Annotated in this window: 27 protein-coding genes and 1 pseudogene; 14 read left to right on the forward strand and 14 right to left on the reverse strand. The window is 44.1% G+C overall.

Features of this window, described 5'->3' with window-relative positions; genetic code table 11:
• Together DRI82_RS22435 and DRI82_RS24625 are read left to right on the forward strand one after the other, a co-directional pair.
• Positions 1–714, forward strand: a 714-nt coding sequence (locus DRI82_RS22435; protein WP_114196141.1) for an IS110 family RNA-guided transposase, incomplete at its 5' end; no start/stop codon positions are given.
• A gap of 436 nt (positions 715–1150) precedes the next feature.
• On the forward strand, positions 1151–1378 hold the full coding sequence (locus tag DRI82_RS24625; RefSeq protein WP_114196119.1) for a hypothetical protein: 228 nt from the start codon (positions 1151–1153) through the stop codon (positions 1376–1378).
• 478 nt (positions 1379–1856) lie between these two features.
• Here the strand turns inward: DRI82_RS24625 and DRI82_RS22445 are convergent, their stop codons facing one another.
• Complete coding sequence (locus tag DRI82_RS22445; protein WP_114196120.1) at positions 1857–3335, reverse strand: hypothetical protein; 1479 nt, start codon at positions 3333–3335, stop codon at positions 1857–1859.
• A 1130-nt stretch (positions 3336–4465) separates the two neighbouring features.
• On the opposite strand from DRI82_RS22445, the gene DRI82_RS22450 reads away from it, so the two are divergent.
• On the forward strand, positions 4466–4999 hold the full coding sequence (locus tag DRI82_RS22450) for a hypothetical protein (RefSeq protein ID WP_114196121.1): 534 nt from the start codon (positions 4466–4468) through the stop codon (positions 4997–4999).
• Between the two features lie 38 nt (positions 5000–5037).
• Here DRI82_RS22450 and DRI82_RS22455 read toward each other — a convergent pair whose 3' ends face one another.
• The 3 genes from DRI82_RS22455 to DRI82_RS22465 all read right to left on the reverse strand — a co-directional run bounded on the left by DRI82_RS22455 (position 5038) and on the right by DRI82_RS22465 (position 7931).
• Positions 5038–6717, reverse strand: coding sequence for a DUF927 domain-containing protein (locus DRI82_RS22455; protein ID WP_114196122.1), 1680 nt, complete (start codon positions 6715–6717; stop codon positions 5038–5040).
• A 174-nt stretch (positions 6718–6891) separates the two neighbouring features.
• Positions 6892–7731, reverse strand: coding sequence for a hypothetical protein (locus tag DRI82_RS22460; RefSeq protein ID WP_114196123.1), 840 nt, complete (start codon positions 7729–7731; stop codon positions 6892–6894).
• Between the two features lie 8 nt (positions 7732–7739).
• Entirely contained in the window at positions 7740–7931 is a 192-nt protein-coding gene (locus DRI82_RS22465; RefSeq protein WP_114196124.1) for a helix-turn-helix transcriptional regulator, read from the reverse strand.
• Between the two features lie 210 nt (positions 7932–8141).
• Here DRI82_RS22465 and DRI82_RS22470 point away from each other — a divergent pair, with 210 nt between their 5' ends.
• From DRI82_RS22470 to lpxA, 3 genes and pseudogenes are all read left to right on the forward strand, one after another.
• Complete coding sequence (locus tag DRI82_RS22470) at positions 8142–8714, forward strand: hypothetical protein (protein ID WP_114196125.1); 573 nt, start codon at positions 8142–8144, stop codon at positions 8712–8714.
• A gap of 64 nt (positions 8715–8778) precedes the next feature.
• Positions 8779–8994, forward strand: a pseudogene (locus tag DRI82_RS22475) (DUF6500 family protein); the annotation flags it as partial.
• Between the two features lie 712 nt (positions 8995–9706).
• Positions 9707–10498, forward strand: coding sequence for an acyl-ACP--UDP-N-acetylglucosamine O-acyltransferase (gene lpxA, locus DRI82_RS22480; protein ID WP_114196126.1), 792 nt, complete (start codon positions 9707–9709; stop codon positions 10496–10498).
• 69 nt (positions 10499–10567) lie between these two features.
• Here lpxA and DRI82_RS22485 read toward each other — a convergent pair whose 3' ends face one another.
• From DRI82_RS22485 to DRI82_RS22510, 6 genes are all read right to left on the reverse strand, one after another.
• Positions 10568–11263 (reverse strand): IS6 family transposase, encoded by a 696-nt coding sequence (locus DRI82_RS22485; protein WP_114196142.1) that lies wholly within the window; start codon positions 11261–11263, stop codon positions 10568–10570.
• A gap of 197 nt (positions 11264–11460) precedes the next feature.
• Complete coding sequence (yahO, locus tag DRI82_RS22490) at positions 11461–11730, reverse strand: DUF1471 family periplasmic protein YahO (protein WP_114196127.1); 270 nt, start codon at positions 11728–11730, stop codon at positions 11461–11463.
• A gap of 101 nt (positions 11731–11831) precedes the next feature.
• Positions 11832–12233, reverse strand: coding sequence for a JAB domain-containing protein (locus DRI82_RS22495; RefSeq protein ID WP_114196128.1), 402 nt, complete (start codon positions 12231–12233; stop codon positions 11832–11834).
• Position 12234: 1 nt separating this feature from the next.
• Entirely contained in the window at positions 12235–12774 is a 540-nt protein-coding gene (locus DRI82_RS22500) for a hypothetical protein (protein ID WP_245956910.1), read from the reverse strand.
• 25 nt (positions 12775–12799) lie between these two features.
• Complete coding sequence (locus tag DRI82_RS22505; protein ID WP_114196129.1) at positions 12800–13222, reverse strand: DUF2787 family protein; 423 nt, start codon at positions 13220–13222, stop codon at positions 12800–12802.
• A 223-nt stretch (positions 13223–13445) separates the two neighbouring features.
• Complete coding sequence (locus DRI82_RS22510; RefSeq protein ID WP_245956911.1) at positions 13446–13922, reverse strand: hypothetical protein; 477 nt, start codon at positions 13920–13922, stop codon at positions 13446–13448.
• Positions 13923–14043: 121 nt separating this feature from the next.
• Between DRI82_RS22510 and DRI82_RS22515 the strand changes: the two genes are divergently transcribed.
• The 8 genes from DRI82_RS22515 (at position 14044) to DRI82_RS22550 (ending at position 17319) form a co-directional block, all read left to right on the forward strand.
• Complete coding sequence (locus DRI82_RS22515) at positions 14044–14322, forward strand: helix-turn-helix domain-containing protein (protein WP_114196130.1); 279 nt, start codon at positions 14044–14046, stop codon at positions 14320–14322.
• A 2-nt stretch (positions 14323–14324) separates the two neighbouring features.
• Complete coding sequence (locus DRI82_RS22520) at positions 14325–14852, forward strand: hypothetical protein (RefSeq protein WP_114196131.1); 528 nt, start codon at positions 14325–14327, stop codon at positions 14850–14852.
• Between the two features lie 13 nt (positions 14853–14865).
• Positions 14866–15240 carry a hypothetical protein gene (locus DRI82_RS22525; protein ID WP_114196132.1) on the forward strand — a complete coding sequence of 125 codons (375 nt, stop codon included), beginning with the start codon at positions 14866–14868 and terminating at the stop codon, positions 15238–15240.
• A 61-nt stretch (positions 15241–15301) separates the two neighbouring features.
• Complete coding sequence (locus DRI82_RS23965) at positions 15302–15478, forward strand: DNA translocase FtsK (RefSeq protein WP_157968128.1); 177 nt, start codon at positions 15302–15304, stop codon at positions 15476–15478.
• Positions 15479–15491: 13 nt separating this feature from the next.
• Positions 15492–15839: a hypothetical protein gene (locus DRI82_RS22535; RefSeq protein ID WP_114196134.1), complete on the forward strand. Its 348-nt coding sequence runs from the start codon at positions 15492–15494 to the stop codon at positions 15837–15839.
• 8 nt (positions 15840–15847) lie between these two features.
• On the forward strand, positions 15848–16201 hold the full coding sequence (locus DRI82_RS22540; RefSeq protein WP_114196135.1) for a hypothetical protein: 354 nt from the start codon (positions 15848–15850) through the stop codon (positions 16199–16201).
• Positions 16202–16288: 87 nt separating this feature from the next.
• Complete coding sequence (locus DRI82_RS22545) at positions 16289–17032, forward strand: hypothetical protein (protein ID WP_114196136.1); 744 nt, start codon at positions 16289–16291, stop codon at positions 17030–17032.
• A 56-nt stretch (positions 17033–17088) separates the two neighbouring features.
• Positions 17089–17319 (forward strand): hypothetical protein, encoded by a 231-nt coding sequence (locus tag DRI82_RS22550; protein ID WP_114196137.1) that lies wholly within the window; start codon positions 17089–17091, stop codon positions 17317–17319.
• A 1089-nt stretch (positions 17320–18408) separates the two neighbouring features.
• On the opposite strand, the gene DRI82_RS22560 is transcribed toward DRI82_RS22550, so the two are convergent.
• The 4 genes from DRI82_RS22560 to DRI82_RS22575 form a co-directional block, all read right to left on the reverse strand.
• Positions 18409–21447, reverse strand: a complete 3039-nt coding sequence (locus DRI82_RS22560) for an AAA family ATPase (RefSeq protein WP_157968129.1) — start codon at positions 21445–21447, stop codon at positions 18409–18411.
• Positions 21448–21715: 268 nt separating this feature from the next.
• A protein-coding gene (locus DRI82_RS22565) for an IS3 family transposase (RefSeq protein ID WP_114196139.1) occupies positions 21716–22836 on the reverse strand; the annotation gives its coding sequence in 2 pieces (ribosomal slippage) (positions 21716–22578 and positions 22578–22836; 1122 coding nt in all).
• Between the two features lie 762 nt (positions 22837–23598).
• Complete coding sequence (locus tag DRI82_RS22570) at positions 23599–23778, reverse strand: hypothetical protein (RefSeq protein WP_114196140.1); 180 nt, start codon at positions 23776–23778, stop codon at positions 23599–23601.
• Between the two features lie 272 nt (positions 23779–24050).
• Positions 24051–24773, reverse strand: a 723-nt coding sequence (locus DRI82_RS22575; RefSeq protein WP_211317709.1) for a recombinase zinc ribbon domain-containing protein, incomplete at its 5' end; no start/stop codon positions are given.

The following is a 24773-nucleotide window of genomic DNA, read 5'->3' on the forward strand; positions in this document are numbered from 1 at the left end:
TGTGAGGCTGCATCACGTCCATCAATGCGCTTCGTTCAGCCTAGAACGGAGTCTCAACAGGCCATGCGGGCTCTGCATCGGGTTCGTGAGTCTCTGGTGCAGGATAAGGTCAAAACGACTAATCAAATGCATGCTTTTCTGCTGGAGTTTGGCGTCAGCGTTCCTCGAGGTGCTGCGGTTATCAGTCGGCTAAGCACGATCCTTGAAGACAACAAATTACCTCTTTATCTCAACCAGTTATTGCTGAAATTGCAGCGGCATTATCATTATCTTGTTGAGCAGATAAACGATTTGGAAGCTCAGTTGAAGCGAAAGTTAAACGAGGATGAGGTTGGGCAGCGTTTACTGACGATCCCTTGTGTGGGAACGCTGACAGCCAGTACCATTTCCACTGAGCTTGGTGACGGCAAACAATACGCCAGCAGCCGTGATTTTGCGGCAGCAACAGGACTGGCACCACGTCAGTACAGCACGGGCGGCCGGACGACGTTGCTGGGGATCAGCAAGCGAGGCAACAAAAAGATCCGAACCTTGCTGGTTCAGTGTGCCAGAGTTTTTATACAAAAACTGGAACACCAGTCTGGCAAGCTGGCCGACTGGGTCAGGGAGTTGTTGTGCCGAAAAAGTAATTTTGTCGTGACCTGTGCTCTGGCAAACAAGCTGGCCAGAATAGCCTGGGCACTGACGGCACGACAACAGACGTTCCATGCGTAAAGTCAACAAGAATAATGATTTTAAACAGCCACTTATCTTGTTTTGCGAATACTGATTATTGATGATACGAACGGCCAACCGGCCTGTTGAGGAACCTGTAAAACGGAAAGGCTCATCTGAAGCCGTATATTTTCTAGAGGTTCATCAGGCGCGGAACTCATCGAGGCGCGGGCAATTAAGCTCATTCAGACGCCGGATAGATTCAAGCAAGCCAACGATATCTTCAAAATCAGTGTTGCAAAAACGGGAGTGACCATAGATTCCGTTTTCCAAGCGGACCCCATCTATACCCACTCGTTGTTAACAATCCCCGAATTTAATGAGCGTTCAGCTAACAAACTGTCTCTGGAAACCCCAAGTTTTCAAAATATGGAAGTTACGATCGCCACCAAAAAACTCTGCCAAATGGTCCTGTGACTAACAGGGAGGACCAGTTATGTCAGCGATACTACCAAAAATCAGTTATCCCATCCCCTCGGATGAACAGGGTCAGGCATTTGCCGATACGGACGCGCTTCTTGCTGTTCTGGCCGGTGAAAGTTCCGGTCAGTATCTGGTCGGGAGCCAGGGCATGTGGCATGGCGGCATCCATATTACTGATGCCAAGGCCCCCCTGGTGTGCACTGAGTGGCAACACAGCGGCGGAACAGCAGTACCGCAGTGAACCGTATAAAGGAGCGCAGTTTATCCGCTGTATGGCAGATGGCGAGATTGTAGCCTACCGGGTAGACAAAGAGTATCCGTTCATCAAGTGGCGTGATGAAAACCTGTATCTTTCCACCTCGTTTGTGCTGGTGAAACAGCACTATATGTAGCTGGGTGAAAACGCGACCAGTGACCTTGACAGAGTGGTCTTTCTCCTTATTAAAATTATTGGTTTCATTGGCGTGCCGCTGAATGTTGAGTCACCGTCTGGACAGACCGAGAGGGTAAAGGCCACCTCTTCAGTGGCTCTCCTCCTACCAGTCATACGATGAACATGTACAAGCGACTGCTGGACAAGATTGACAGCAATCAGGACGGCCATTACTCGGACGAGGACTTATATGGGATTCTTTATGAGCCGAGAATATATTTGGGTTTCCATGCTTAAGCCCTTACTATGTGAGGGATTAACAATCGTACAATCACTTTTAACTAGGTCAGTGCTTCAAGACAATCTTCAAAAACGGATGCTGCCAGTGTTCATCAATTTTTTCATAAGACACAAACCCATCATGCTCTAACGCGCAAACAAGCCCCGGATGTTTGCGTACAAAGTCATAGACGGCTCGGCTTTCCAAGCCTTGCAACATATGACTGAGCAGTTTGCGGCGCATCACATCACTGCGCCAACGCTTGCCAGCCTTAACGTCTTTATAAGTACAGTTGAAGGTCTGGCCCACGGCGTTAGTGACACACCGCCCGTAGCGATTCGTCCGTGCCGTAGCTTCATAGTGATTGAGTAACCTAGCCAGATCATGTTTGAGTGGCTCTAGGTGTTCGCGCCAGCGCAGGAGAATACGTTTGGCTTTGGACGGCCCGAACGCCTTTGTAAGCAGGCGGACAGTCGCGCTTTTGAATGAGAGACTGACATATCCCGCATTGAACACGCTGGAATAGCGGAACTGTTTAACCAGCGCTTCCTCTACCCCCAGAACCTTGCAAATCACTTTAGTGTCCAGAAGTCGTAGGTTTCTGTCTGAAATGCCAATCGACTGTAGTTCACGGCGGAGGATCTCAAGCTGGCACCCCTTAATGTCGTAGTTGTAACCCTTCGCCAGACAAGCCCATTTCATCTTGGATGGCAAACTTTGGAAGCCAGTACCCACCTCGAACGATCTACCGCCAATCTTGGCCGATTTGTATGACTGCCGGTATGCGACAACCAAAGGCGTGTGTGTAATCAGCTCTACGCCCACCTCTGCCAAATGAGACAGGAAATTGCGGTAGAACATCATATTAACGCTGGTATGGTGCTCGTCTACGTACTGCCGGAGTGCATCAAGGTCGATATGCAGCGGTTCTACATTGCCCCACACGGCTTTCAAAAGGTTCCTGAATGGCTCGTTTGGGATATCGCGCTTAGACCATTGGTGCTTCACCTGGCAGCCACGGCTAATGGCCTGTCCGATCAATTCATCAAAAGAGTAGGTTTTGCGTTTATTGAAGATGTTAGTTAAATAAGATATGCGATCAGTCCGGCGGAGATATTTGGCACGATCCTTGGTGAATAAGTCGCGTAGGAACCGTTTAGATACCGCGAATTCCCTGCATTTACTTTCGGGCACATGCCTGATGATCTTGATTAACTCTGCTTCCTTAATCAATTCCAAAGCACGTTTATGCGGCAAATCACCATTTTTCTTAAACACATGAGGAAGTTTTTCTCTGCCGAGATCTTTCGGCAAGGGCACGGAATAAGTCCAATCTTTGTTACCTTTGAAGCGAGCTTTTTTACGGGTATTCCGGCTGACCGTAGCCCCACAAATAATATGTTCAAGGAATCTGGCAATGTCACCGTAAAAGGGTCGCCGTAAATGCTTAGGTCCATCAAAAGGGATGCTGGATATAGCCAGCTTAAATACCTCGAGAGTGTCTTCTATTACCAGAATATTATTTTGCGTGAGATATGCTTTCATATATAGTACCTGCGAATTGAGAGTGAATATGAGTGTGCTAACACCACTTATTTACAGTAATTACGCAGGCAAAAAAATAATAATGGTTAACATTGATACATAATAATAACGGTAACGGAGGCTCAGCCTCCTACTTAGCTTAAGGCTGATATAACGCTAATGCTGGATAATGGCTATAGAGGGGGGTAACCATATATATGGCATACACTGTTATATGCATCTATAGAGTATGTACATGCACCTATATACCACCTAGATACAAATATCAGATAAATAACAACTAGCTTATAATGGGACTAGAGAATACACCTCTTAAAACTACTCATAGATATATCTACAGTCAGAGTTAGGTAGCCTATAGTGACTCTAGAACACCATTATTTCTGATGTTTAATGAAAAAAGATTCGCTATTTCGCTCAAAACCGCGATTTGACGCATTTACAGGAAAAACGTTGATCTTTGATCAGCGATAAAAAATGAATCTCCGGTTTTCCCTAGCCAATGTACGAGATGCCGATTTACTGGTCATCTGATAGGTGATTTGACAGGCCTGCAAGCAGAGTACAAGCATCAACTCGCCGATTTGAAGCACCATTTTTCTTGGTCCTGTCTTTTCTTGTCTGCCAAACAGAATTGAAAAATGGCAGTTTCTGGCTGCTTACCGGAGATCTCAGTGAGTCACTTCGCCGACAATAACAATCTGGGGAGTATGTACGAGAGTGAAATCTGGCCCCCACCAACATCACCTGTCCAGCGGTCTAACAGGCGAGTTGGTGGCAATACTCTGCGGTTTAAACACCGCATTTTCTCAGACCACAAAAAGTGATTCTGAGTGGAAGAGATAGAACAAGGCCGCAAAACCGTATCCTGCGAACAGGTTCTGCTGGTATGCGCCAATCACTCAATCACTTTTTGACTATATGCCCAAGCACAACGTACAGCCCAGCAGCAAGCTCTGAGTAGTGTTGCACTACCTACTACCACCAATTGATAAGCTTAATGTATCTGCACAACATCTACAGGCTTCTACTCTCGATCTCAGCTAAAACCTCGTTAACAAACCATGTTGCAGACACTGAGGGTTGTGGGCAGAATGTCATCAGGATCAGTTCATTATGGAAGCAAGACTATGTCAGCTAAAGAAAGCTATTGTTATCGAATTTTGAAGACCCATTCAGTGATTGTTGATTTTGATGGGGAGCCACATCTTACTAATGTGCCTGGTGTTGTTGAAGGTGAGACATTCAAGCAGTGGAAAGCGAGAGTTCTTGGCCCAGATGCTACTAATGTTGTGGTTTACTATCCAGATGAGCCAACTCCGCAAACCCGAATGCATAACTTAAAAGTTGCGTACTCTGCCAAGCATGTTGAGCGCATGTTCAGAGACTTTGGCAGAACAAAAGATGGGAAAAAACTGTTGGCTGTCGAAAATGCAATTTCTGAGACAAAAGCCCGATTTTCCAGCGTTCCACGAGAAACATTGAAATATTTGCTTGCTGAAAAGCACAGATGCCTAGAACCTTCTCTCCAAGATTTTTTCCAACGATTTATTGATGCAAGTAAGAAAAATCAAGAAAATATCAGTATCGAAAATTTATTAAATGATCTTATTGATAGTTATAATAATGCTGTCAGAATCTTCAGAGAAAGAAGCGGTTATTAAATGAAAAGGCCTGAATGTATCAGGCCATAGTTTATTAATTAGTCATTCAGCAAATCTGCTAATTTGCTTTGGACGAAACAATAACGGCGGTCAATTACCTCTCCTTCATAACTGATTTGTACTGTACTGTATTCCTTTTGGTTGTCAGACAGCAAAACACCTTGTTGAGTGAGTTTTTTGAGCACGACCTTACGTGATTTAAGGTTCATGGTGTCATTAATCAATTTTGCGTCAACGGCGAGTACCTTCTTCCCTTTCACTTTACAAAGAACCGCTGATGCACCTTTAACCAAGTCTTTGCTTAAGCCATCATTCTTGATCAAATTCAATTGTTCCCCTGATTTCAGGATGGCAATAACATCCGGGTGCAACAGCATTGAAAGAGCTGGCTCCGGTGAACATGGCATATTCAATGAATCACGATAACACTTTGAAATACCCTGCATCACATCACTTTTCTCAAAAGGCAATATCTTATATTTGATAGCCAAACAACCGCTAACGTAGGCGAGAGCAAAGCGTTTGGCGATGCGCACATCAATGCCAGAGTTACGGTTTACCTTATGCTGATCCAAAAAATAGTTGATACCCTTTTCAAGCTTGTTTTTAAGTTCCTCACGATCACCCTGAATATCAGCAACCAGACGCTTCAGGAATGCAGGCTTAGCTGATCCATAATAGCGGTGAGTGACATCCTTAACCATGTGTGCAAGTTCATTGCTGGAAGTCATACCTTCTGGTAATGATTCAAAGATCCCCATACCACGACCAGCATCGGCAGGAACATCGATCATACGCACATTCTCACCCTCTAAGCGCTCAATTTTACCGACTTCAGTATGTTGGGCAAAGCTGAGTTCACCCGTGCTGAAAACGCCCAATCTCCATTCAGCTACGTTATTCGTGTAAAGTGGCGAACGTGCTTTGCCTTTACCCTCTGTCAACATGTGAACACGGTTTGTGATGATTTTAGCCGTCGTGATCAGATCTTTATCCAACAGTTTGCTTTCATCAAGGATCAACGTGCTGTCATTGTGAGCCACAGCAATTTCTTCAAGACTTTTGTCAGTATTGTTCCAGTACGTAACAATTAAGTTTGGTGCACCTGCAACGGAAGCTAGAATGTAAGCAGGAGAGCTTTTATCCATGTTGCTTGTACCCCAGAGATGGAAGCCGCCTCCTTCCATATCCAGAAGTTTGAGCAAGAATCCTGAATATGCGCTACAAATAGCCAACATGATACGGGTGCTATTTAATGCATAGACAGCGACATTAATTTTCCATTCTTTCAACGTACCTTGCTTAGTTTCGTTCGGTAACTGTTTTTTCGCATCAGGGTGTAGTACGGGCTTATCTCCCTTAACTTCACCAATCACTTTATCATTGACACGCAAGTAAACATCACCGCAATAACCGGGTTTATAACGCAATAAGATAAAGCTATCTATTGGCTTGGTAACCTCTTGGAAAATAAGTTCCATTTTTTCTTTCGACAAGCTAGGATCACATCCTGCTTTAAGTAATATCTTTTTCAGTTCATGTTCACTTACCAAAGATGCTGCTGGAATGACAATTAAAATACTTTTACCGCTATTCACGCTACGCATTTTAACTAAGCGAAACGCAGTGTCTGAAGGAGATAACATTCGAGACTTGGCTATTAACTGGACATCGATTTTCACTTCGTCATTATTCAATTTGTTTTGTTTATTCTTCACTACTTATTCCTCTTTATTAATTATTCACGCACTCACTCAATCACTTTTAATTTTATAAGTGCGTGACAGGTCATCTACGCAATTAATCTGAATAGTGTTATATCTATCTCAATCAACTTGTAGGTTTAACGCGTCTGCATAACGGTTATTACAGTCTTTAAAGGATTATTGCGTTTAGCTCATTAACAAATGATCACCATACTTCCTTACTTTATACATAAAGGTTAACCCAGCCATACCTATGGCATCCAACATAATCAGAGAATCAGTATGTTGCTTGCTCAATAATCTGTATTTCCTAGTCCAGCGTTTTCTTTTCCTCTCTCGGTTATCCAACATATAAATATCATTATGCTGGATAGATTCAACACGCCACCATATGGCTTTAAAGCGATAACTTATCTGGCGTTCAGGTTCCTTCAATTTACTTGATAGCATAGGCCGATTGACCACCCCCTCTCGTGTATTCATGTTGCTTTTGTTTTTAATCTTAATGCGTAGTTTCTTTATGGCTTCCTTATCATTGGGAATAATCAAGTGGAAATGAGGCATCCACTTTTTAAGTTCCGTATGGAAATCCATTTCGAATCCGCCAGTCACCATTCCTTCAAAGCCACTTTCTTTTAGCCAGCGCCGGAGTCGTGCTTTTAAAGCGTCTGGCCTCCACTCAAGCAATTCCTCATCACTAATTGCATCTTGATAGAAGATTAAAGTTAACCCCCGCCATTTCTTTCTCTTCTTACATAACTTCATTACCTCCCTGATCATTATTAGACGATGCCGTCTGAAACATTCAGGACATGCAGCGCTGCCACAAGGATAACGTGGTTCGCATTCCCATAGTTTCTTAAACAATACTTGGTAGATTTTGTCTTTACGTTTCTGTAATGCCTTCTCTCTAATAAGCCTCTCGGCACGCACCTCCTTTACTGTTTCGAATTTTGGGATTGTCTTGGCGAACTCCTCAAGTTCATCATTCAATTTTGCCAATGGCATTATTCGACGTATGTTCATCCAGTTCCTTATTTACTAAGAGTTGGCCGCTCCTCAATCCAGCGTTGTACATCCTCCTCCCTCCAGGCAATCGCCCGACTTCCTGTCAGGGAAACCTGATAAGGGAAGCGCTTTGCCTCGATAAGCCGGTACAAAGTTGCCCTCGAGATGGCACAACGGTTTAAAACTTCCTTTATTTTTAGTAACTTGCTCTCTTTCATGCTTTCCCTCCCGCTCAACATGTCTGCATCATATCCGATCTACAAAAATCATGTTTTTGAGAAGCGGCTCTCAATACTTACAAATCTATTGGATTTCAGCGTTTAAAGCAGCGATAGTGAAAACTGGAGAGCCGCTTCTAAAAAACGGTGGCTGGTGAAGCTTGAATTGAACATAAAACACTCAGAAAATGATTGGATTAGAGGTGCTGAATGGATAAAATCGGCTTAAAAAGTCAATTAACAACAGATAATATATCAGGCATGGATGCAAAAGAGATAAAGCGCCAAAGGGATGCCGCCAACAAGCGTAAGAGAGAGGAAAAAAGCAAGGAGGCTGGATTTTCAAGGTTAAAGATATACTTAGGCAGAGATACCTATGAAACCCTTGCTGAGATCTATGAAGACCAGCGTGGTAATTCTTTGAATATCGGTGGGCGTAAAGACATAGACTCGCTTAGCCAGGTCATCAGTTTCTGCATCAACAAGGTCTACGAGCAGATGTACATAGAAAAGGAAGATAGAGGGGTAAGCAAAGCTCTCCCAGCGAAAAATGCCAGAAGCCAAGAACTATACGACTTGCACCAAGCAGCTACTTTTTTGCAGGGCAATGGTCTTAGTTATACTGAGATCAAGAACAAGTTAAACAAAGCAGGTCACCGGCCACCCAACATGATACCTGGCTTTGATCCGAAGAATCGGTCGCCTTTGTGGACGGTTCAACAAGTCAAAGATGTGCTGGATTTAGAGATACTAAATAAAGATCTTCGTGCCTTAAACGGGTGAATATCACCTGTAACTCAAGGCAGCAACAGGCAATGATGTTATGTAGCAGACAAGGAGGTCGATGATGAGAAAAGCGTTAAGAGCCAAGATCATTCAGGTTTGCGATAACAAGATCGCGGCGAAGGGCAACAACGTTGGGCTTTCTTTCTCTGTGTTTTTTGCCAACAAGAATGATGATCCTGAATTGTTGATGGAAACTGCCAGTTGGTGGATTCAAGAAATGAGGTTAGATCACTTTGAAAAGGCAGTGAAGATCAAAGCGCTGGTTAAGTCTATGCGCGATGATCTGATGATTGATGATCCCCCGTCCCCCAAGGGCTACCAAGGCGTTACATGTTTTTTTGGCAAGTTGAATTCTAGAGTTACCCTACAATCGCTTTTTCTAGGGTAGCCCTTGCGCAGGCCGCAGCCACACTGAGGTTGTGGTGTTTTGATGTTGTCAACTATCCTGCCACAGGGGGTATCTTGGGTGTAACCAGATCTTACAGTCGGTTCAGTGCGTGAAGCTGACTTTCATAGGTTTGTTATCTACTCCTGCAGAATAATACTGATGTAAATAAATTAGCCTTGTTGATTCATTGATCAACCAATTGTTATTTAGTAATTCCTAACATGTTAAGAGCGGCTTTTTTGATAAAACTAAATTCATGTTTTTATTCATTAAATATCATTTAAGCATGGTTGATATTCGGCGCTGTTTGCTGGTCAAAATTGGACGCTGATTGACAGCACTGAACATTGACCATAACCTAAATAGCATTTCATAATACCGCTACAGTTGATGGATTTGGTTGATTTTCAACCAGAACATCATAGCGTGCTCGTAACCTGCATCAGTACCCGCTCTTGCTGTTTGAAGATTGTAACCCTTACAACTCAAGGCATAGCGTAAAGTGGAGCACTATTGTGAAAAGTTATTTAGAATATTTCATTTATGCCGTTTATTTACCACTTACTTACTGATTAACCCATACCATCATCAGGATAAGTTGATGACAATTTCTTCTTCTGCCCGAATCGCCAACAGTAGCCTGATTGAACCGGGTGCAATTATCGGTGCACACGTAAGTATCGGCCCTTTTTGCGTGATTGCTGCCGGTGTTGAGATCGGTGAGGGAACGGTGGTTGCCTCTCACGTAGTGATTAATGGTCTGACCCGCATTGGACGTGATAATCGCATCGGACGGTATTCGTCGATCGGCGAAGTGAATCAGGATTTGAAATATGCAGGTGAAGCCACCGAGGTGGTGATCGGGGACAGAAATCAGATCGGGGATAAAGTTACGATCCACCGAGGCACCCTGCAAGGCCGGAGCCGGACTACCATCGGCAATGACAATCGCATTTCGGACGGCGTTCATATTGGTCACGACTGCGTGGTTGGCAATGGCACATTCATGGGCAACAACAGCGGTCTGGCTGGGCATGTGGAGCTCGACGATGCGGTACACATCGGTGTTATGTGTGCCATCCATCAGTTTTGTATTCTGGGTGCCTATACACGGATCGCCGATCAGTCTGGGGTGGTGCAAGATGTACCGCCGTTTGTTTGTGCCAGCGGGAACCATGCCTTACCTATCGGGTTCAACCAACAGGCGGAGGCTTTTGTTGCGGCGGATATTCACCAGCAACAAGTCATTCGAGCTATGTATGACCGGCTTTATCACCTCGCAACACCGGTCGACGAGGTAAAAAAAGAAGCCGAGCGTTTGGCCACTCAATATCTTTTAGTCACTTTCTTTAACCACTTTTTCTCACGCTCAACGCGCGGCATTATTCGCTGAGCATTACTGCGTAACACGGCTCTGTCGCATTAGCGTAGGCAAGTCAGCAAAAGTTGTACTTCCGGTTTTTTAGGCAGTCAACAGATAAAATTTTTCTGCTGGTGACAATCCGTCGCCAGCAGAATGATGAAGTTGTCCTTTGCGTATCATCTGCACTAACTCAATGCCTGCCAATATCGTCTGCGCTCGCCGAAATGATTTAAATCCCGGCATCGGTCGTACTCGCCGTTTGATATTTCGGTGATCCTGCTCAATCAGGTTATTCAGATACTTACTCTGCCTGACGGTCATCGTTTCCTCTTCTGCTTTATCGGCGTTGAGCGTGGCCAGAGCCGCTGTGTTGCCACCACTTTTATCGATGGTCACGACCTCCGGTTCACCGTGATGACGAATGGCCTTGCGAAAGAAGCGCAACGCGGCTGTGGTATCCCGTTTGGCGGTCAGCAGGAAGTCGATGGTTTGACCTGCAGTATCAACCGCGCGATACAGATATTTCCACTGCCCCCTGATTTTGATGTGGGTTTCATCCATGCGCCACCGACGACCCACTGCGCGTTTATGTCGGCGAAAGACCTTATTCAGCAAGGGCACCTGGCGGATAACCCAACGGTGCAGCGTAGAATGGTCAACGATAATACCGCGCTCTGCCATCATCTCTTCCAGGTTCCGTAAACTCAGTGAGTAAGCCAGATACCAGCGAACACATTGCGCGATAATATCGACGGGGTAATGCAGGCAACTGAAGGCGTTTCGGAGCAGAGACATGGGCGGGCAACATAAAAAAAACAGCATGTTACCTGACAACGCCTTAATGCGACAAAACCCGTTTTATTATCGAGTTTGGTGACCGCCTAAACGATCATCTTTAATGCAACTGCATTTACATAGAAATAAAGATAAACCCACCCCTAAATAGTTTAGGGGCGGTTTTATATATAAAATCAGTGACAATTAACAAAGGGTTACTTTTTCTTGTAGACTTCTGCTGTACCGTGAATTTTGTTCTCCGTATGAGCAGAGGTCAGAACAAAAATATCTCCGCCTTTTTCATCAGCCTTTTTGGAAAGTTCAGCTTTTGCATCCGACTGAGATACTTCTCCGGAAGTTGAAATGCTTCCCACGTTTACATATTGATCTTTCACCTTTTCAAAATCTGCTTTTGGCATTAATTCTGCTGTGAAGGCACTAAAGGTGAATGTACTTAAGAAAAGCCCCACTAAGATTTTTTTCATATAACGTTTCCTTTTGGCAGACAGTATATAGAACGTTCGGAAAGAGATACATTAATCATATAGTTTACTTTGATTACTTTATCAAGCTGAACAGGGCAGCACTAACAGTGCCAAGCAACCCGCACATCAACCAGTTCCAATGCGGTTTTCAGTTTTTCGGTGATAGCCAAGTCTGCCTGACTGGGTTCCGGTGAGCCGCTGGGATGGTTGTGGACAAGGATCAACGCCGCTGCGTTATGATGCAGGCTTAGCTTCACCACTTCGCGAGGGTAGACGTTGACGCAGTTGATTGTGCCTCTGAACAGCTCCTGGTAAGCCAGAATGCGTTGCTGGTTATCCAACAGCAGACAGCCAAATACTTCGTGTTCCAGCGGAGCCAACGTGACCATGAGGTAATCCCGCACATCTATTACCGATAGCAGTTGTTGCCCACGAATATAGCGGTTCTCGATGATGGCTTTTGCCTGCTGTAGGATCAGGTCTTCATTGCAGCGGTCAATCATGTCAGAACTCCCGTTCAACAAAGTAGATACAGTCTGGGAAAAGTTGGTGTGCAGTGCTGCCGGGCTTGAGTGACCAAGCCTTGCGTTGTGATTTCCGTCGGCCGCTGCTATCGAAGAAGTAGAGGTATTGGTTGTCTATGCGGGTGATGACTGACCAGTGATGTTGATCGCTAATCAGGATGAGGCGGGAAAAGTCACTGTGGTTGAGGTATTCGGCTATCCCTGTGAGGATGCGCTGGGTGGTTAATCGCTTTAGTTTTCGGAAGGGTTGGCTGATTTGAGTGGGGAAGTGCTTGTGGTAGTATCCTTGCCGCAATACCCGCTCAATCAAGTAATCCATTCGGGGTTCATCAAGGCCATGAGTCAACCATTCCTCTAGCGGCCATTCATAGCTGTATTCCCGCAACAAGGCGCGCATCAGTGGCTTTCTCTTCACTCTGCCATCAAACAGATAACCCATCATATTCACCAAACTGTATGCCCCGCACAGACAATCCAGGTCGCCCTGCTGGGACGCACTGATCCCTCTATCCTTGACCACAATAGATACCCCAAATGGATTTAATTTAGATTTCCCAAAGGAACTGGACGGTATAAACGTCCATGTCGTAATACTGAATAAAGTTGGATTGCCATAATTCAAATAATTCGCAGCCAGCTTTATGTCCGAGGTCGCCTAATCCAGTATGAAATGCATATTTATGTGACCAACTAAAGTCAATTTCCTTTTCCAGTTCGGGATAAACAGTACCCATATAGGCAAAGTCAGTAACGTAATCAAAAAACCAGCGTTCTTCTTTTCTGATTAGCCGAATTTCCACTGGATGATAACCACCAAGCTCGGCACTGTAGTCAGTGTCTCTGAAAATAAATGATGCGGCTTTCAATTTTTGATTTATTGGCGGGGCTTTGTTCATTTCTTTAAATAATAGTTCAATCAATTTTTGATTAACGGGAAGCCTATAGCCTTCCTGATGGATAATATTCATAACGTTTCCATTTAAGTTAAAATAGTTAACAAGTCGAATTTGAAATGCAGTTGCACCGCCCATTAAGGATTAATTAAATATTATTGGTTTGAGTGGCTGGAAATAATCACTTTACCACAATGACATTTTATCAAATAATACATGACATAGCAAATAGTTTCACCAAGAAACTATTAATTAAATAATTATATGCGAAGGGCTTAAATTAACTATTCAGACCGTATTAGGCGTGTGAAATAGAAGTTAAAAGTTGCTGGCGCTGTTCCTCTGAAAGCATCATTAACTGACGGGCCAACATCATCACTTCAGGCTCTACATTAGTGGTTAACATCAAATCATCGGCTACCTGTTCCAGTGCCTGCTTTAACAATCTGTCGCGGGATTGCGGCTTCATGGTCTTGAACAGTTGTACCCAGAGGTTAAGTTGCTCATCGCTGCCATAGGGCGAGGCTATTTGCGTTTTTTGCTGCTGCTCCACACGCTCACTTTGCAATGACATCCCCGCCGCACGGATATGATACTCAAAGCCCTTATGTCCAGTTCTCTTTCTCTTGATGTCAGGGTGCATCGCCGCCAGTTTTTCCAGACGCAAGCGGCAACCTTTTGCGGTGCCTGGCATACCCGGTTTCCCGACAAATGCGGGTGCTGAGAACCATTGATCATCATCCAAGTGGGTTTCTTGCGGCAAATTATTTTCCATAAACTTTAATCCAGATATCAATGCGTTAAAAAGAATCGGCAAAATAACCCACAAAAGGAACTTGATAAGTATCTTTTATTCGCATTTAATGTCCATGTACTGATACAGAGGAGTTAATATTGTGAATAACCACGTAGCATCGCAAAAAAAGCCCCCTAAGGGAAGGCTGGAAGATTGGCATCGGGCTGACATTGTGGCGGCGTTGCATAAGCGGGGAGTGAGTCTATCGCAGTTATCACGCGAACAGGGATTGGCTCCCCGTACACTCAATAATGCGTTCAGTCAGCACTATCCCAAGGCAGAACGCCTGATAGCCGGGGTATTGGGTATGACACCAGAACAGTTGTGGCCGAGCCGTTATCTCAACAAGGCACCCTCGATTCATGCCAAAAAGGGATAGCAATGGCGACCACCATCACATCGGTAACAGAAAGCTTTGAATACTTCTTCCATTCGCTCTACCGGCAGGAGTTTGTCAAAACACTGCGTCTGAATGAATGCAGCGAAAGAGAACTACTTCCCTTGGTGCGTTGCTACCTATTAGGGTACTTTGCCGATGCGGTATCACCCGAGGTACAGGGGAAGCTACCGGGGACGATAACAGGGAATGGTTACATTGATTTTGTGATTGATGATGTGGCGGTTGAGTTTGCGGTACGCAAGCCCACCGCAGCGAAATCCACCGTCTCCGCGACCGTCAACAGCACGGAAATGAAGAAGCTGATGAAATATCCCGGCAAGGCGTTGCTGGTGTTGTTCGACTTCTCAACCACACCCTATACAGAAGCCCAGATAGAGGCTTTCCGTGATTGGCCCTCACTGGGGAAAGGCAACCATAAGAAATCAGCATTCAACGTGGCTTACTTCTATGTGGAGAAACGCAAGCCGCTGACACTGAGGAGATTCGTTAAAAATATCCGTATCAACTGACAAGGAGTTAACAATGAAAAACATATTAATAGCGGTCTTGGCTGGCAGCTTGTTTTGCAATGTAGCGGTAGCCGCCAAAATGGAAGGAAAAACCTTTATCTACCAGAAACCCGATGGTGAAATCAGGCTGTCGGCAGTACCGGGTAATGGGCAACAGGCAAAATTCTCGATCAACACCAATGTGGATATGCACGTTTGTGAAGTGGAAGGGATCGCCACTGCTATTGCTGAGACATCTGAGCATACTACCCTGCAATGGCGAGATAAAGATCAGTGCCAGATCACCCTGACATGGGGCCAAAACCGCGTTAACGTTAAAGCTACAGAGGAATGCAATAGCTATTGTGGCATGAATGCCGGAAATTCACTCTCTGGTGTCTATAAGTGAAAATTTCAAATTGCATTGTGTAATTCATTACACATATAGGTCACATTTTATAAGAGAGATCATGCCAACTGAATTAAATAAAGAGTTACCAGTAGACCCACTTTATGACCAAGCGCTTAATATGCTCGTCAGTGGTGAGTTGGAAAATAAAATCACAGCCGTTCAATATCACTTCAAGATTGGGTATAACCGGGCGGCTAATCTGGTTGAGAAAATCAGACGTGATAACATTCATTAATTAAGGATAGATAATGTCTTTTATCGATAAACTAAAAGAAAATCAGAAAAAGAATGAAGAGGCAGGCCGCAATGACTTTAATGTAGTCAAACAAAAGTTACTTAGTGGCGGTTATGGACTGACAAAGACGTTCTGGCTATGGTGGTTTATTCCCGCCGTATTATTGTCAGTGATGGAATACGTTTCTGAGTCAACAGGGACAGTACTCAGGATCGACACAGGCATGCTGGTTTGGAGTGGTCTGATGTTTGTTTGCGTTATGAGGACAACAGCAAATAAACTGTGGAAAGCGTTGGCACTGCTGGTTACCGGTCTTGATAGCCTGCTTTCTCTGGCAGGTGTAGCGACATTCTTCTTGTGAGCGTTCCGATGAAACTGAGACTACTCTTCTCATGTATTGCCATGATTGGCCTGTCTGGTTGTAATTCAGATACACCAAAGTGCAACAGTGATGAGGCTAAAAATCTGGTGGTTGATATTGCCAGAAAACCCTATATAGCAGCCAGTAAAAGGGAACCTGACTATGATATGCCATCAATCATCGTTAATAATGTGAGGACACAGCAATATAACGCCAAGTTAGATATTTACTTATGTGAAGCAGACATTAGCTTCACATACAAGAAATATACTGAACTTAATTCATCTCGACCGATCACCTACCGCATTCAAAAGACCGATGACAATAACGGTCAGTTTTATATTAACGTATTCGGATTATAAATTATAGGCGGTTATCCGATGGATAGCCGCCAGTTCTTTCATACCCGCCTATATTTACCACCTTCCATTATATTGAGAACCCTCCGCATGAAAAATCATCGCTTGGAAGATAACATTTGTCATTTTTATTTATCAGCACGACAATCATTAAATATGCCTCCGTTCGAGATTGAAGTAAACATCTTCACCTATGACCCTGCAATAGATGTTAGTCAGTTGCCAAGTTTCAATCGTGATGTTTGTTACCATAAAATATCTTCCGCTGAAGAATGTGAATTGCATAGCCGTTACATAGATTTAAATATTATCATCATAGACAGCAAGGAAAGTGAAAGTCTAATCGATATTGCAAAGGCAGCGAGAAGCATCACGTTTATTCTTGTGCATCAAGGTTATCACTTGAAGAGAAACGTACCAAGAGCATATTACATCCCCTGCTGGGATGAACCGTGGTGCGTATTGCTCCATGTCGTCAGTGCTGTGTTTTTACCAGTATGCTTTACAGGGCTTCCCGGTCTGGATTACGGTGATACAATAATGGCTATCACCACGGGTAACCATCTACACTTTCATTTTTCAGAATCGCAGAGTGTCGAATCAGCCATGAACCAACTCATCGCTGATAATGCCAGGCTATTAAAAAAGGCGAAAGGATGTTTACTCGTTTTTATCCATGATGCTGAAAACGGAAGTGATGAATTTGAACAGGCAAAAAACATGTTAATGCCAATCCTTCACAAAAGAGCGGTACTCTCATCGGCGATGCTCCGTTCAGCGAAGCCAGGTGTATCTATCTCATTAATTATCTCGTTCAATGCACGTAGAAAGTAAACTCAAAATAAGTCTCTTGGTGAAGTAATTCATATTTTCACTTAGAGGATTACCCTATGAAAACGAAACTCATCATCGCGTTCTTCATCATCACAATCATCATTGCGCTGTTCTGGTTGTACTCGCCCGAAGAGAAGGCACCAGAAACGCCACCCAAAGATAATACCCTCTACGTTCAATCGAGTTTACCGGGTGACTGCCGGGCAATCATTACTCCTATATTGGATGGCGTAAGATCGGCACCCAGCGAGATCCCCTGTAAAGTGCAACTGCGATCAAAGAAGTAGCCGCTCACGTTTGGAAAGTGAATGCCTGAGTGGCGGTGAATTGCTACTCAGCAATCACTTTTTTGCCAATAACCAGTCTATCGCCATATGAACACTGTAACTGAATAGTGTTGATCGTCCATTTCTATCAACCATTAGGTTTAATCTTATGCATGGCTTACAAATGCATTCTTAACCCAATCTCTGCTGAAAACCTCATCCAACACCCCTGTCCCCCATTTAGCAGGAGTTCTCTGGACGAATATAGGTTGTATTAGTCGTTACCCAATCTTACAGTGTTCGGTAGCAATGTGCAGCCAGACTGTTAGCTAAGAGCGACTGCCAGTCATCAAACTGAAACCAGAGGAAATTAGCTGACTATTACGCCATTGTTGCTGGTGGGAGAGATTTTTTTGCTTCCGAAATGAGTTTTTCGATCGCGTCTAGAGGAACGTTTTCTTCTTAGCATGTCAGGAAGAATTTGTGAGTTACATCAGAATAGAAGACATCAGCAATTTGCCGGAGCGGGGATGTCCCAGCCTCAGACAGTTCGAGAAACATGCCGTCACGGAGGATGTCGCTTCCGCGAGTCAGTTCATATTTAGTCCTGGTCATAAGGTTATCTCCCTGTATCTCATATTGATGATGCCGCAGTTTCGTGTACCAGTAAATCAGAGCATTTGCGTTCTGGAAAGCTGCCAGCAAAAGATCCGCATAGAGCGCAGGCTGTGTGAAAACGTTTTTGATCGCATAAGTTGCCAAAAAAAGAGCTGAAAACCGCGTCCCTACGTAAAATTTGACTCTACTAACCAGTCGTTCAACTTCAGATTTTGCGCAGCATTATGCACTTCAGTTTTTAGTCAGAGTTTTCACACAGCCTGAGCGAGAAGCGGAAGTTCGCCCATAGTTGTATTACTAACATTGCCATGTGGGGAGCAGGTCAATAACCGTTAGAATCACGTAGAGTGAGAGCCATAGTGAATTCGGGTTTTGCTGCACTGGCTGTTTTGGCATCAGGCGGAGCGGGATCCAAGGATTGGTCAATTATAGACTGCTCCTTAATTTCGCTTTTACAGTTTACTTGCATACTTTGCTTCGTACCTCCCCGCGTCAAATTTCGATTTCTGGCGGTTCTTCTCCGAACATTTCAATCCATTCTGACTGCCAGGTGCTGCTCAGTGAAAACTTCCTGAACTTAGGATGCAGGTCCGTCCTAATCAGCAACCATTTCTGTTTGATTAGAGAGTTAGAACGCAGCGCACGTGAAACATTATTTGTATATTTTTTATTGTCGTCATTTACTATGTGATCGTTAATTGTTTCTGTGATCTGAGCTCCAATGCTGGTCTCAAACCCAAGATAGGATCGTATCGCCAGAGCGACAAAGATGAGAGGGATATACTCACTTCCACAGGACATGGCATTTTCAAGAGATAATGGCTTGAATGAAGGCGGGATGTCTCTCTCTTCACCGGATGCGCTGGTTGTTTCAATTCCATCGCCAAAATCGAAAGATAAATTACCGTGATCGTTTTTCTTACGGCTAGCGGTAAACTCGTCATTGCTCCCTATGTTACGACTGAACGATGCCACCAGTCGGTTTATGCTTTTTTCCGTTAAGAGTACGTCTGTCTGAGTTCTCAGTAATGATAAAGTCAGTTTTTCTCTTTCATACTCTGATGACAGATATCTTGATATCAGAATTGGCATCTGACTTTCTTCGACCAAATTAATAATTTCATGATTGGTGTTAATACTCTTATCATTATAAATTGCATTGATCAGTCTAGTGAGTTCCTGTTTTGCTTCGTTATAGGGCTTTTTTTCATGGAAAGGCAAATAAAGCGATGTCAACGAAAGGTAAATTGATGTGTGGCAGATATCGAGTATCAAACAGGTGCCTAAAGGCGATATACGAAATGTATGTGCTGAGCTAACGGTGTATTCTATGTTGAAGTCGCTGTCAGAGGGTAGTTCAATACATTCAATAATCCTTTCTTTAACCGAACTTTCAATTGTTTTGCTGATCCAGTCTTTTTTATAACCGTAAAGCGATGCGAATCGGATTATCCGTTCAAGGCTAATTCCTTTTGCAATTTCTCCGGGGGAAACGGCGTCATTCAGAAAATAGAGTATTCTTAACTTAAGGAAGTAGCACTGGTTTACATTCTGATAGGGCAGGTAAACATTCGGTATGTATGCTTTCTCCGTGTGATCGGGATGGTAGGTGAGTGTGGATATGACATCCTTTTTACGCCACGCTGACTCATTTCCCAATTGGTAGTGTACGTGTTTAATCAATTGATAAAAGTTTCGGATATTATGCCAAGACACTGAAGATAATACTTCCAGAATGGGCATGCCCTCACTCGACAGTTGAAGGTTTTTTCTCAGCACATCAGCGTAGAAATTCATTTTCTCCAAGAAATCTTGAAGTTGGTATTTTTTTCTCCAGTCTTTGATCCTAAAATCCTCACTCAGATATTCTTTAATGTATTTTATCCTTGTCGAAATCAGTTTGTTAAAGTCCGGTGATTTGAGGTGAATGATCTTGTCTTCTGGCCTAACGTCCAGAAAGCCTTTATCTTTGTTCTTAAAGAAGGTGAACTCCCTGAGTGTGATGATGACTGTTGCACCCGATGCTTGGGTTATTAAATGAGATAAAGCATAAATTTCCTCTTGAAACGATTCAGAAGCTCGGTCGACATTATCAATCACAATAATAACGGATTTGTTCTCTTTGACACGTTTTTTGAATATTTTCAAAACTAGACTCTGCCGGTTGGCGCTTTCCCGCTCCAGCAGCTCGGCTTCTTTGACCATAAACAATTCTGGGTTCTTAGAAAAGATATCCTTGTAGGGGCCGTTTTTTAATACTTTAATTTCATGCAAAAATGTGATGCGCAGCTCATCTAATGTAAACTCAGTTTCATACTCGCTTTTTATCTTGTCATGCAGATAAGTAAATACGATGTTTTTTACATCAATGTTATGTTTTGAAACGTCATTGATTAAATCTATGATGATGGGGGTTGCATATATGTTCTTTTGCTGTCTGGCTTCTACTAAACATTTTGTCACCAGAGTGGTTTTCCCACAGCCAACGGCACCAGTAATGATGATAACTTTACCAGTATGATGCTCTAGGATGAATTCTTTACCTTCAGAGGGTGAGAGATCTAACGCATCATTCGGAAGAAAACTGGGTTTTGAATCTTTTAACGCTCTTTTTATTTCTCCTTTAAACTGATCCAACTTAGAGTCACTGACAAAGCAGTGTTCCAGCATTTTTCTCTGATTGTTCTCTGTTATCTGGGAGAAGAAGTTTTCATAAAAGTCATCTATCCATTGGTTGTCTTTGTTACTATCCCAAATAAAATCATGAACATGATCTTTTAGCATGTAACACACTTCTGACGGCACATGATTCAGTTCTGAGAGATAGCTTTCCAGATTATTCTTTTCTGTGCTATCCCTAGAGATGAGGTTGTACATGAGATCAAACGAAAACTCACCTCCAAAGATATTCCCAAAATAAACGCCTTTCATCGAGTCAGTTGTTTTACCGGCTTTTGGCAGCATTGGGCAAACAAACCACTCTGCACCATTTGTGATTAATGCATATTGAACTGCTTTTTCGACACAGTATCTTTGCGCCTGATCGATAACCTCAGAAATTTTCTTATTGAATGCTTTTTTGAGATAGGCGACAGAGTATTCGTTCAAGGTTAAGGTGTTTTTTGGAAGGCCGAAGGTCGCGCCGATTTTTTTGGCTTCAACGACAAGTCGAGGCGTTCTTTCCATACTCAGTATATAATCGGCATACCCCGCCGTTCTGCAATACGCTTCCGGCGTAAATTCTTCTTTATCCCAACCCAGTATGTTTAGGATCTCATCTACCACCAGTAAGCGGCTTTCAGCTTCATTTGCTTCAAAGAGAGTATCCTTTCGAGCGATATACCGTTCCTGAACTTCCTTGAATTTTTCGAATGCCTTTTCTCTGCTCATACTTAGCCCCAATAAGAGTATTGAAAACTTTTTATTTTTTTTCAGTTGCTTAGTTTGAATAGTTAGGGGTGATCTCTCAGCATCACTTAAAAACTTATCACCCCCAGCTTTCAGATCTGTGGCGCTTGTCACAATGATCATGCTTTGCCATCTAGCTTGCAGGTCCAAGGAATGAAAGAGAGTAAGACAATGCCTTACTGTTTGCTTCATAGCCTGTTATCGCATCTTTCTGAGACAACTGAAATAGGGATGATGCCATTTTTTAAGGGCAAGCCCTGCTTTTCACGGAAAATCAGGACTGACATACTTCCCTTTGGTTAGTACAGACTTTTTTAGTAACGTCCGCTCTGGCACTGAGCAGACTGTCAGCGGAGTGCCCATGACCTGCCCCCAGGATTAGATACAACGCTCACTTAGTAATGTCGGATCCTTCACTCTCAGAATTACCCTTTCTCCAGGCCGCCGCAAATTCAGACGGCGTCTGATAATTCAGCGCGGAGTGCGGGCGGCACTCATTATAATCCTGACGCCATTCACTGATGGTTTTCCTGGCATGACTGACGTCACTGAACCAGTGTTCATTCAGGCATTCATCGCGAAAGCGTCCGTTAAAACTCTCAATAAATCCGTTCTGTGTCGGCTTGCCGGGCTGGATAAGTCGCAGCTCCACGCCATGCTCAAAGGCCCATTGATCGAGCGCGCGGCAGGTAAATTCCGGGCCCTGATCAGTTCTTATCGTCGCCGGATAGCCGCGAAACAGCGCAATGCTGTCCAGAATACGCGTGACCTGCACGCCTGAAATCCCAAAGGCAACAGTGACCGTCAGGCATTCCTTCGTGAAGTCGTCCACGCAGGTAAGGCACTTGATCCTGCGACCGGTGGCCAATGCGTCCATGACGAAATCCATCGACCAGGTCAGATTGGGCGCCGCCGGACGGAGCAGCGGCAGACGTTCTGTTGCCAGCCCTTTACGACGTCTTCTGCGTTTTACGCCCAGGCCACTGAGGTGATAAAGCCGGTACACGCGCTTATGATTAACATGAAGCCCTTCACGGCGCAGCAACTGCCAGATGCGACGGTAGCCAAAACGCCTGCGCTCCAGTGCCAGCTCAGTGATGCGCCCTGATAAATGCGCATCAGCAGCCGGACGCTGAGCCTCGTAACGGCAGGTCGACAGGGACAAACCTGTTAGCCTGCAGGCACGACGTTGCGACAGACCGGTCGCATCACACATCAACATCACGGCTTCCCGCTTCTGGTCTGTCGTCAGTACTTTCGCCCAAGAGCCACCTGAAGCGCCTCTTTATCCAGCATAGCTTCGGCAAGCAGCTTCTTGAGTCTGGCGTTCTCTTCCTCAAGCGACTTCAGGCGCTTAACCTCAGGTACCTCCATACCGCCATACTTCTTACGCCAGGTGTAAAACGTGGCATCGGAAATGGCGTGCTTGCGGCAGAGTTCACGGGCGGATACCCCGGCTTCAGCCTCGCGGAGAATACTGATGATCTGTTGGTCGGAAAAACGCTTCTTCATGGGGATGTCCTCATGTGGCTTATGAAGACATTACTAATATCGGGGTGTACTAATCAACGGGGAGCAGGTCACCCAGAGTAGAAAGAGTGTCAGACCAAGTACGAGCCAGTACAGTTTATCGCTTTGCTACTGGGTTGTGTCTGGTGTGCATCACGCTCAACCATCTGATCTCTGATTCAATAGAACTGTTTCTGCGGCTTTTATCAATGTAAGTACTCACGTTTGAAAAATGAATACTAGGGTGGTGTGGTTTTCTATTTCGACACTCAGTAATCACTTTCGCTAATAACAAATCCATCGCCATGTGGAAACCCTCAGCCGAGTAGTGTTGATCTCCCATTCTTCTCAGCCAGCAGAGTTAGCCTACCTACGTGGCATTGAGGCGCTATCTCGCCCTGATCTATGTTGAAACCTCATTGATAAATGCTCAGGATTGAGGGAGTAATGTCACTATGTTTTCTTAACCGTTGGCTCTCGACATGAATTGCGACATTTACTTTAAAGCTGAATCAGTATCGGTAAAAAGGCCAAATGGACTTTACGATACTTGCAAAGTAACTAACGGAGTCGCTTATGACTGCAAGTACGGCTACGAAGGAAAAGCGGCTGTAATAATGACAATACATACCACGATTGCATGATTAGAAATAATACAGAAGGTATGTGCAATTACTGGCTCTCCGGTGAAGCTGTTATTGAACGAACACGCCAAAAGTAAAAAGCCTCAGCGATTGCAGAGACTATAAATCTAAAAAATTTATGTTATATATCGATTGTAGGGTATGGAATAGGGGTTTCTGCTATGTAGCAGTAGATCAAATCCATTTCTCTTTGAGTAAGAGTATCGGTCTCATGAAATGCTCGCCAATCCTCACCGTCCCAATGAACAATATCCCATAGATCTTTGTCATCTTTCGCCCAGTAGTAGCCTTTCTTTCTCATTTTTGATCCCTGCCGCTATAAAATTAGACTCCTTAGGTATAGATGACAAACCGATTGATCTCTATGAGAGAAAATTCTTATTTGCCTACTGCGGAGTTCGCGTCGCTCGGACAATACAAAACATAAAATTTTAAAGACCAATAACGCCGCTATTTCAATGAAGAGGCCCATTGAAACAGCTTTGCCTGACTTGGGTGGTAAGATCCACTTTAAGATTAGACCGTATGAATCCACTTACTTTTGCACTGTTAGTGGCCTCAGTGACTATCAATTCACAGGATCAATGTTCCATCGTCTGTATAGACCAAAGCACTGGCGAGTTGTTCAGGGTTGAGACCTTTTAACAGTGGGAAATTAATGAGTTTAAAGCCGTTTGTGAAACAGATATCACACGTCTTGCTCTCCGTATCGAGCAGGATTTCTTTGAACGTTTTGAAAATGAAACGTCTGCATTTCTCCCGATCTCCTTTTAAGGTTAAATCAAGTTTTGTGACATCCTCACTGACAGCAAGTCTCTGCTTGTTCTTGATTGCGCGCATTGTGACTTCATTATTGTTGAATTCTTTATGCAGCGCCTTTATCTTTTCGGCCAGAGCAACCACGTCAGGTGCGATTTGTAACGCCTCAACCAGTCGGTCGATGCCTTTGAGAATCTCAATATTTCTGTCCTGCAGTAATTGTGTCGAGTGTCGACTGGTTGAATGGGTCTGGAATTTGTCAGCGTTGACAAGCACAGCATTTATCAGGTTTGCATCAGCGATATCGCGTCTGAGGGAGGGTGTATTGCATCGATGTAAGCGGCGCATGGGACACACATAATATCCCCTGCCTTTGCTGTCGATAGCGTTGAGCATGATGCTGTGACCACAAGCTTTACACTTCATGACAGAACGGAAGAGATTGATGAGATAAGGGTTGTCAGTGTGTATGTCTTTACCATATGGCGGCTTTCTGTACTCACTGGCGGCATAGAAAACTTTATCGGGAATGACGCG

The sequence above is a fragment of the Edaphovirga cremea genome (assembly GCF_003332275.1).
Lineage (GTDB): Bacteria > Pseudomonadota > Gammaproteobacteria > Enterobacterales > Enterobacteriaceae > Edaphovirga > Edaphovirga cremea.

Bases quoted from the DNA above. Each gene is read 5' to 3' on its own strand.
- yahO (WP_114196127.1), bottom strand. From the start codon at position 11,730: ATGAAAAAAATCTTAGTGGGGCTTTTCTTAAGTACATTCACCTTTAGT.
- DRI82_RS22520 (WP_114196131.1), top strand. From the start codon at position 14,325: ATGGCGACCACCATCACATCGGTAACAGAAAGCTTTGAATACTTCTTC.
- DRI82_RS22460 (WP_114196123.1), bottom strand. From the start codon at position 7,731: ATGAACATACGTCGAATAATGCCATTGGCAAAATTGAATGATGAACTT.
- DRI82_RS22535 (WP_114196134.1), top strand. From the start codon at position 15,492: ATGTCTTTTATCGATAAACTAAAAGAAAATCAGAAAAAGAATGAAGAG.
- DRI82_RS22445 (WP_114196120.1), bottom strand. From the start codon at position 3,335: ATGAAAGCATATCTCACGCAAAATAATATTCTGGTAATAGAAGACACT.
- DRI82_RS22470 (WP_114196125.1), top strand. From the start codon at position 8,142: ATGGATAAAATCGGCTTAAAAAGTCAATTAACAACAGATAATATATCA.
- lpxA (WP_114196126.1), top strand. From the start codon at position 9,707: ATGACAATTTCTTCTTCTGCCCGAATCGCCAACAGTAGCCTGATTGAA.
- DRI82_RS22485 (WP_114196142.1), bottom strand. From the start codon at position 11,263: ATGTCTCTGCTCCGAAACGCCTTCAGTTGCCTGCATTACCCCGTCGAT.
- DRI82_RS22560 (WP_157968129.1), bottom strand. From the start codon at position 21,447: ATGATCATTGTGACAAGCGCCACAGATCTGAAAGCTGGGGGTGATAAG.
- DRI82_RS22550 (WP_114196137.1), top strand. From the start codon at position 17,089: ATGAAAACGAAACTCATCATCGCGTTCTTCATCATCACAATCATCATT.
- DRI82_RS22570 (WP_114196140.1), bottom strand. From the start codon at position 23,778: ATGAGAAAGAAAGGCTACTACTGGGCGAAAGATGACAAAGATCTATGG.
- DRI82_RS24625 (WP_114196119.1), top strand. From the start codon at position 1,151: ATGTCAGCGATACTACCAAAAATCAGTTATCCCATCCCCTCGGATGAA.
- DRI82_RS22540 (WP_114196135.1), top strand. From the start codon at position 15,848: ATGAAACTGAGACTACTCTTCTCATGTATTGCCATGATTGGCCTGTCT.
- DRI82_RS23965 (WP_157968128.1), top strand. From the start codon at position 15,302: ATGCCAACTGAATTAAATAAAGAGTTACCAGTAGACCCACTTTATGAC.
- DRI82_RS22525 (WP_114196132.1), top strand. From the start codon at position 14,866: ATGAAAAACATATTAATAGCGGTCTTGGCTGGCAGCTTGTTTTGCAAT.
- DRI82_RS22505 (WP_114196129.1), bottom strand. From the start codon at position 13,222: ATGAATATTATCCATCAGGAAGGCTATAGGCTTCCCGTTAATCAAAAA.
- DRI82_RS22465 (WP_114196124.1), bottom strand. From the start codon at position 7,931: ATGAAAGAGAGCAAGTTACTAAAAATAAAGGAAGTTTTAAACCGTTGT.
- DRI82_RS22495 (WP_114196128.1), bottom strand. From the start codon at position 12,233: ATGATTGACCGCTGCAATGAAGACCTGATCCTACAGCAGGCAAAAGCC.
- DRI82_RS22545 (WP_114196136.1), top strand. From the start codon at position 16,289: ATGAAAAATCATCGCTTGGAAGATAACATTTGTCATTTTTATTTATCA.
- DRI82_RS22510 (WP_245956911.1), bottom strand. From the start codon at position 13,922: ATGGAAAATAATTTGCCGCAAGAAACCCACTTGGATGATGATCAATGG.
- DRI82_RS22450 (WP_114196121.1), top strand. From the start codon at position 4,466: ATGTCAGCTAAAGAAAGCTATTGTTATCGAATTTTGAAGACCCATTCA.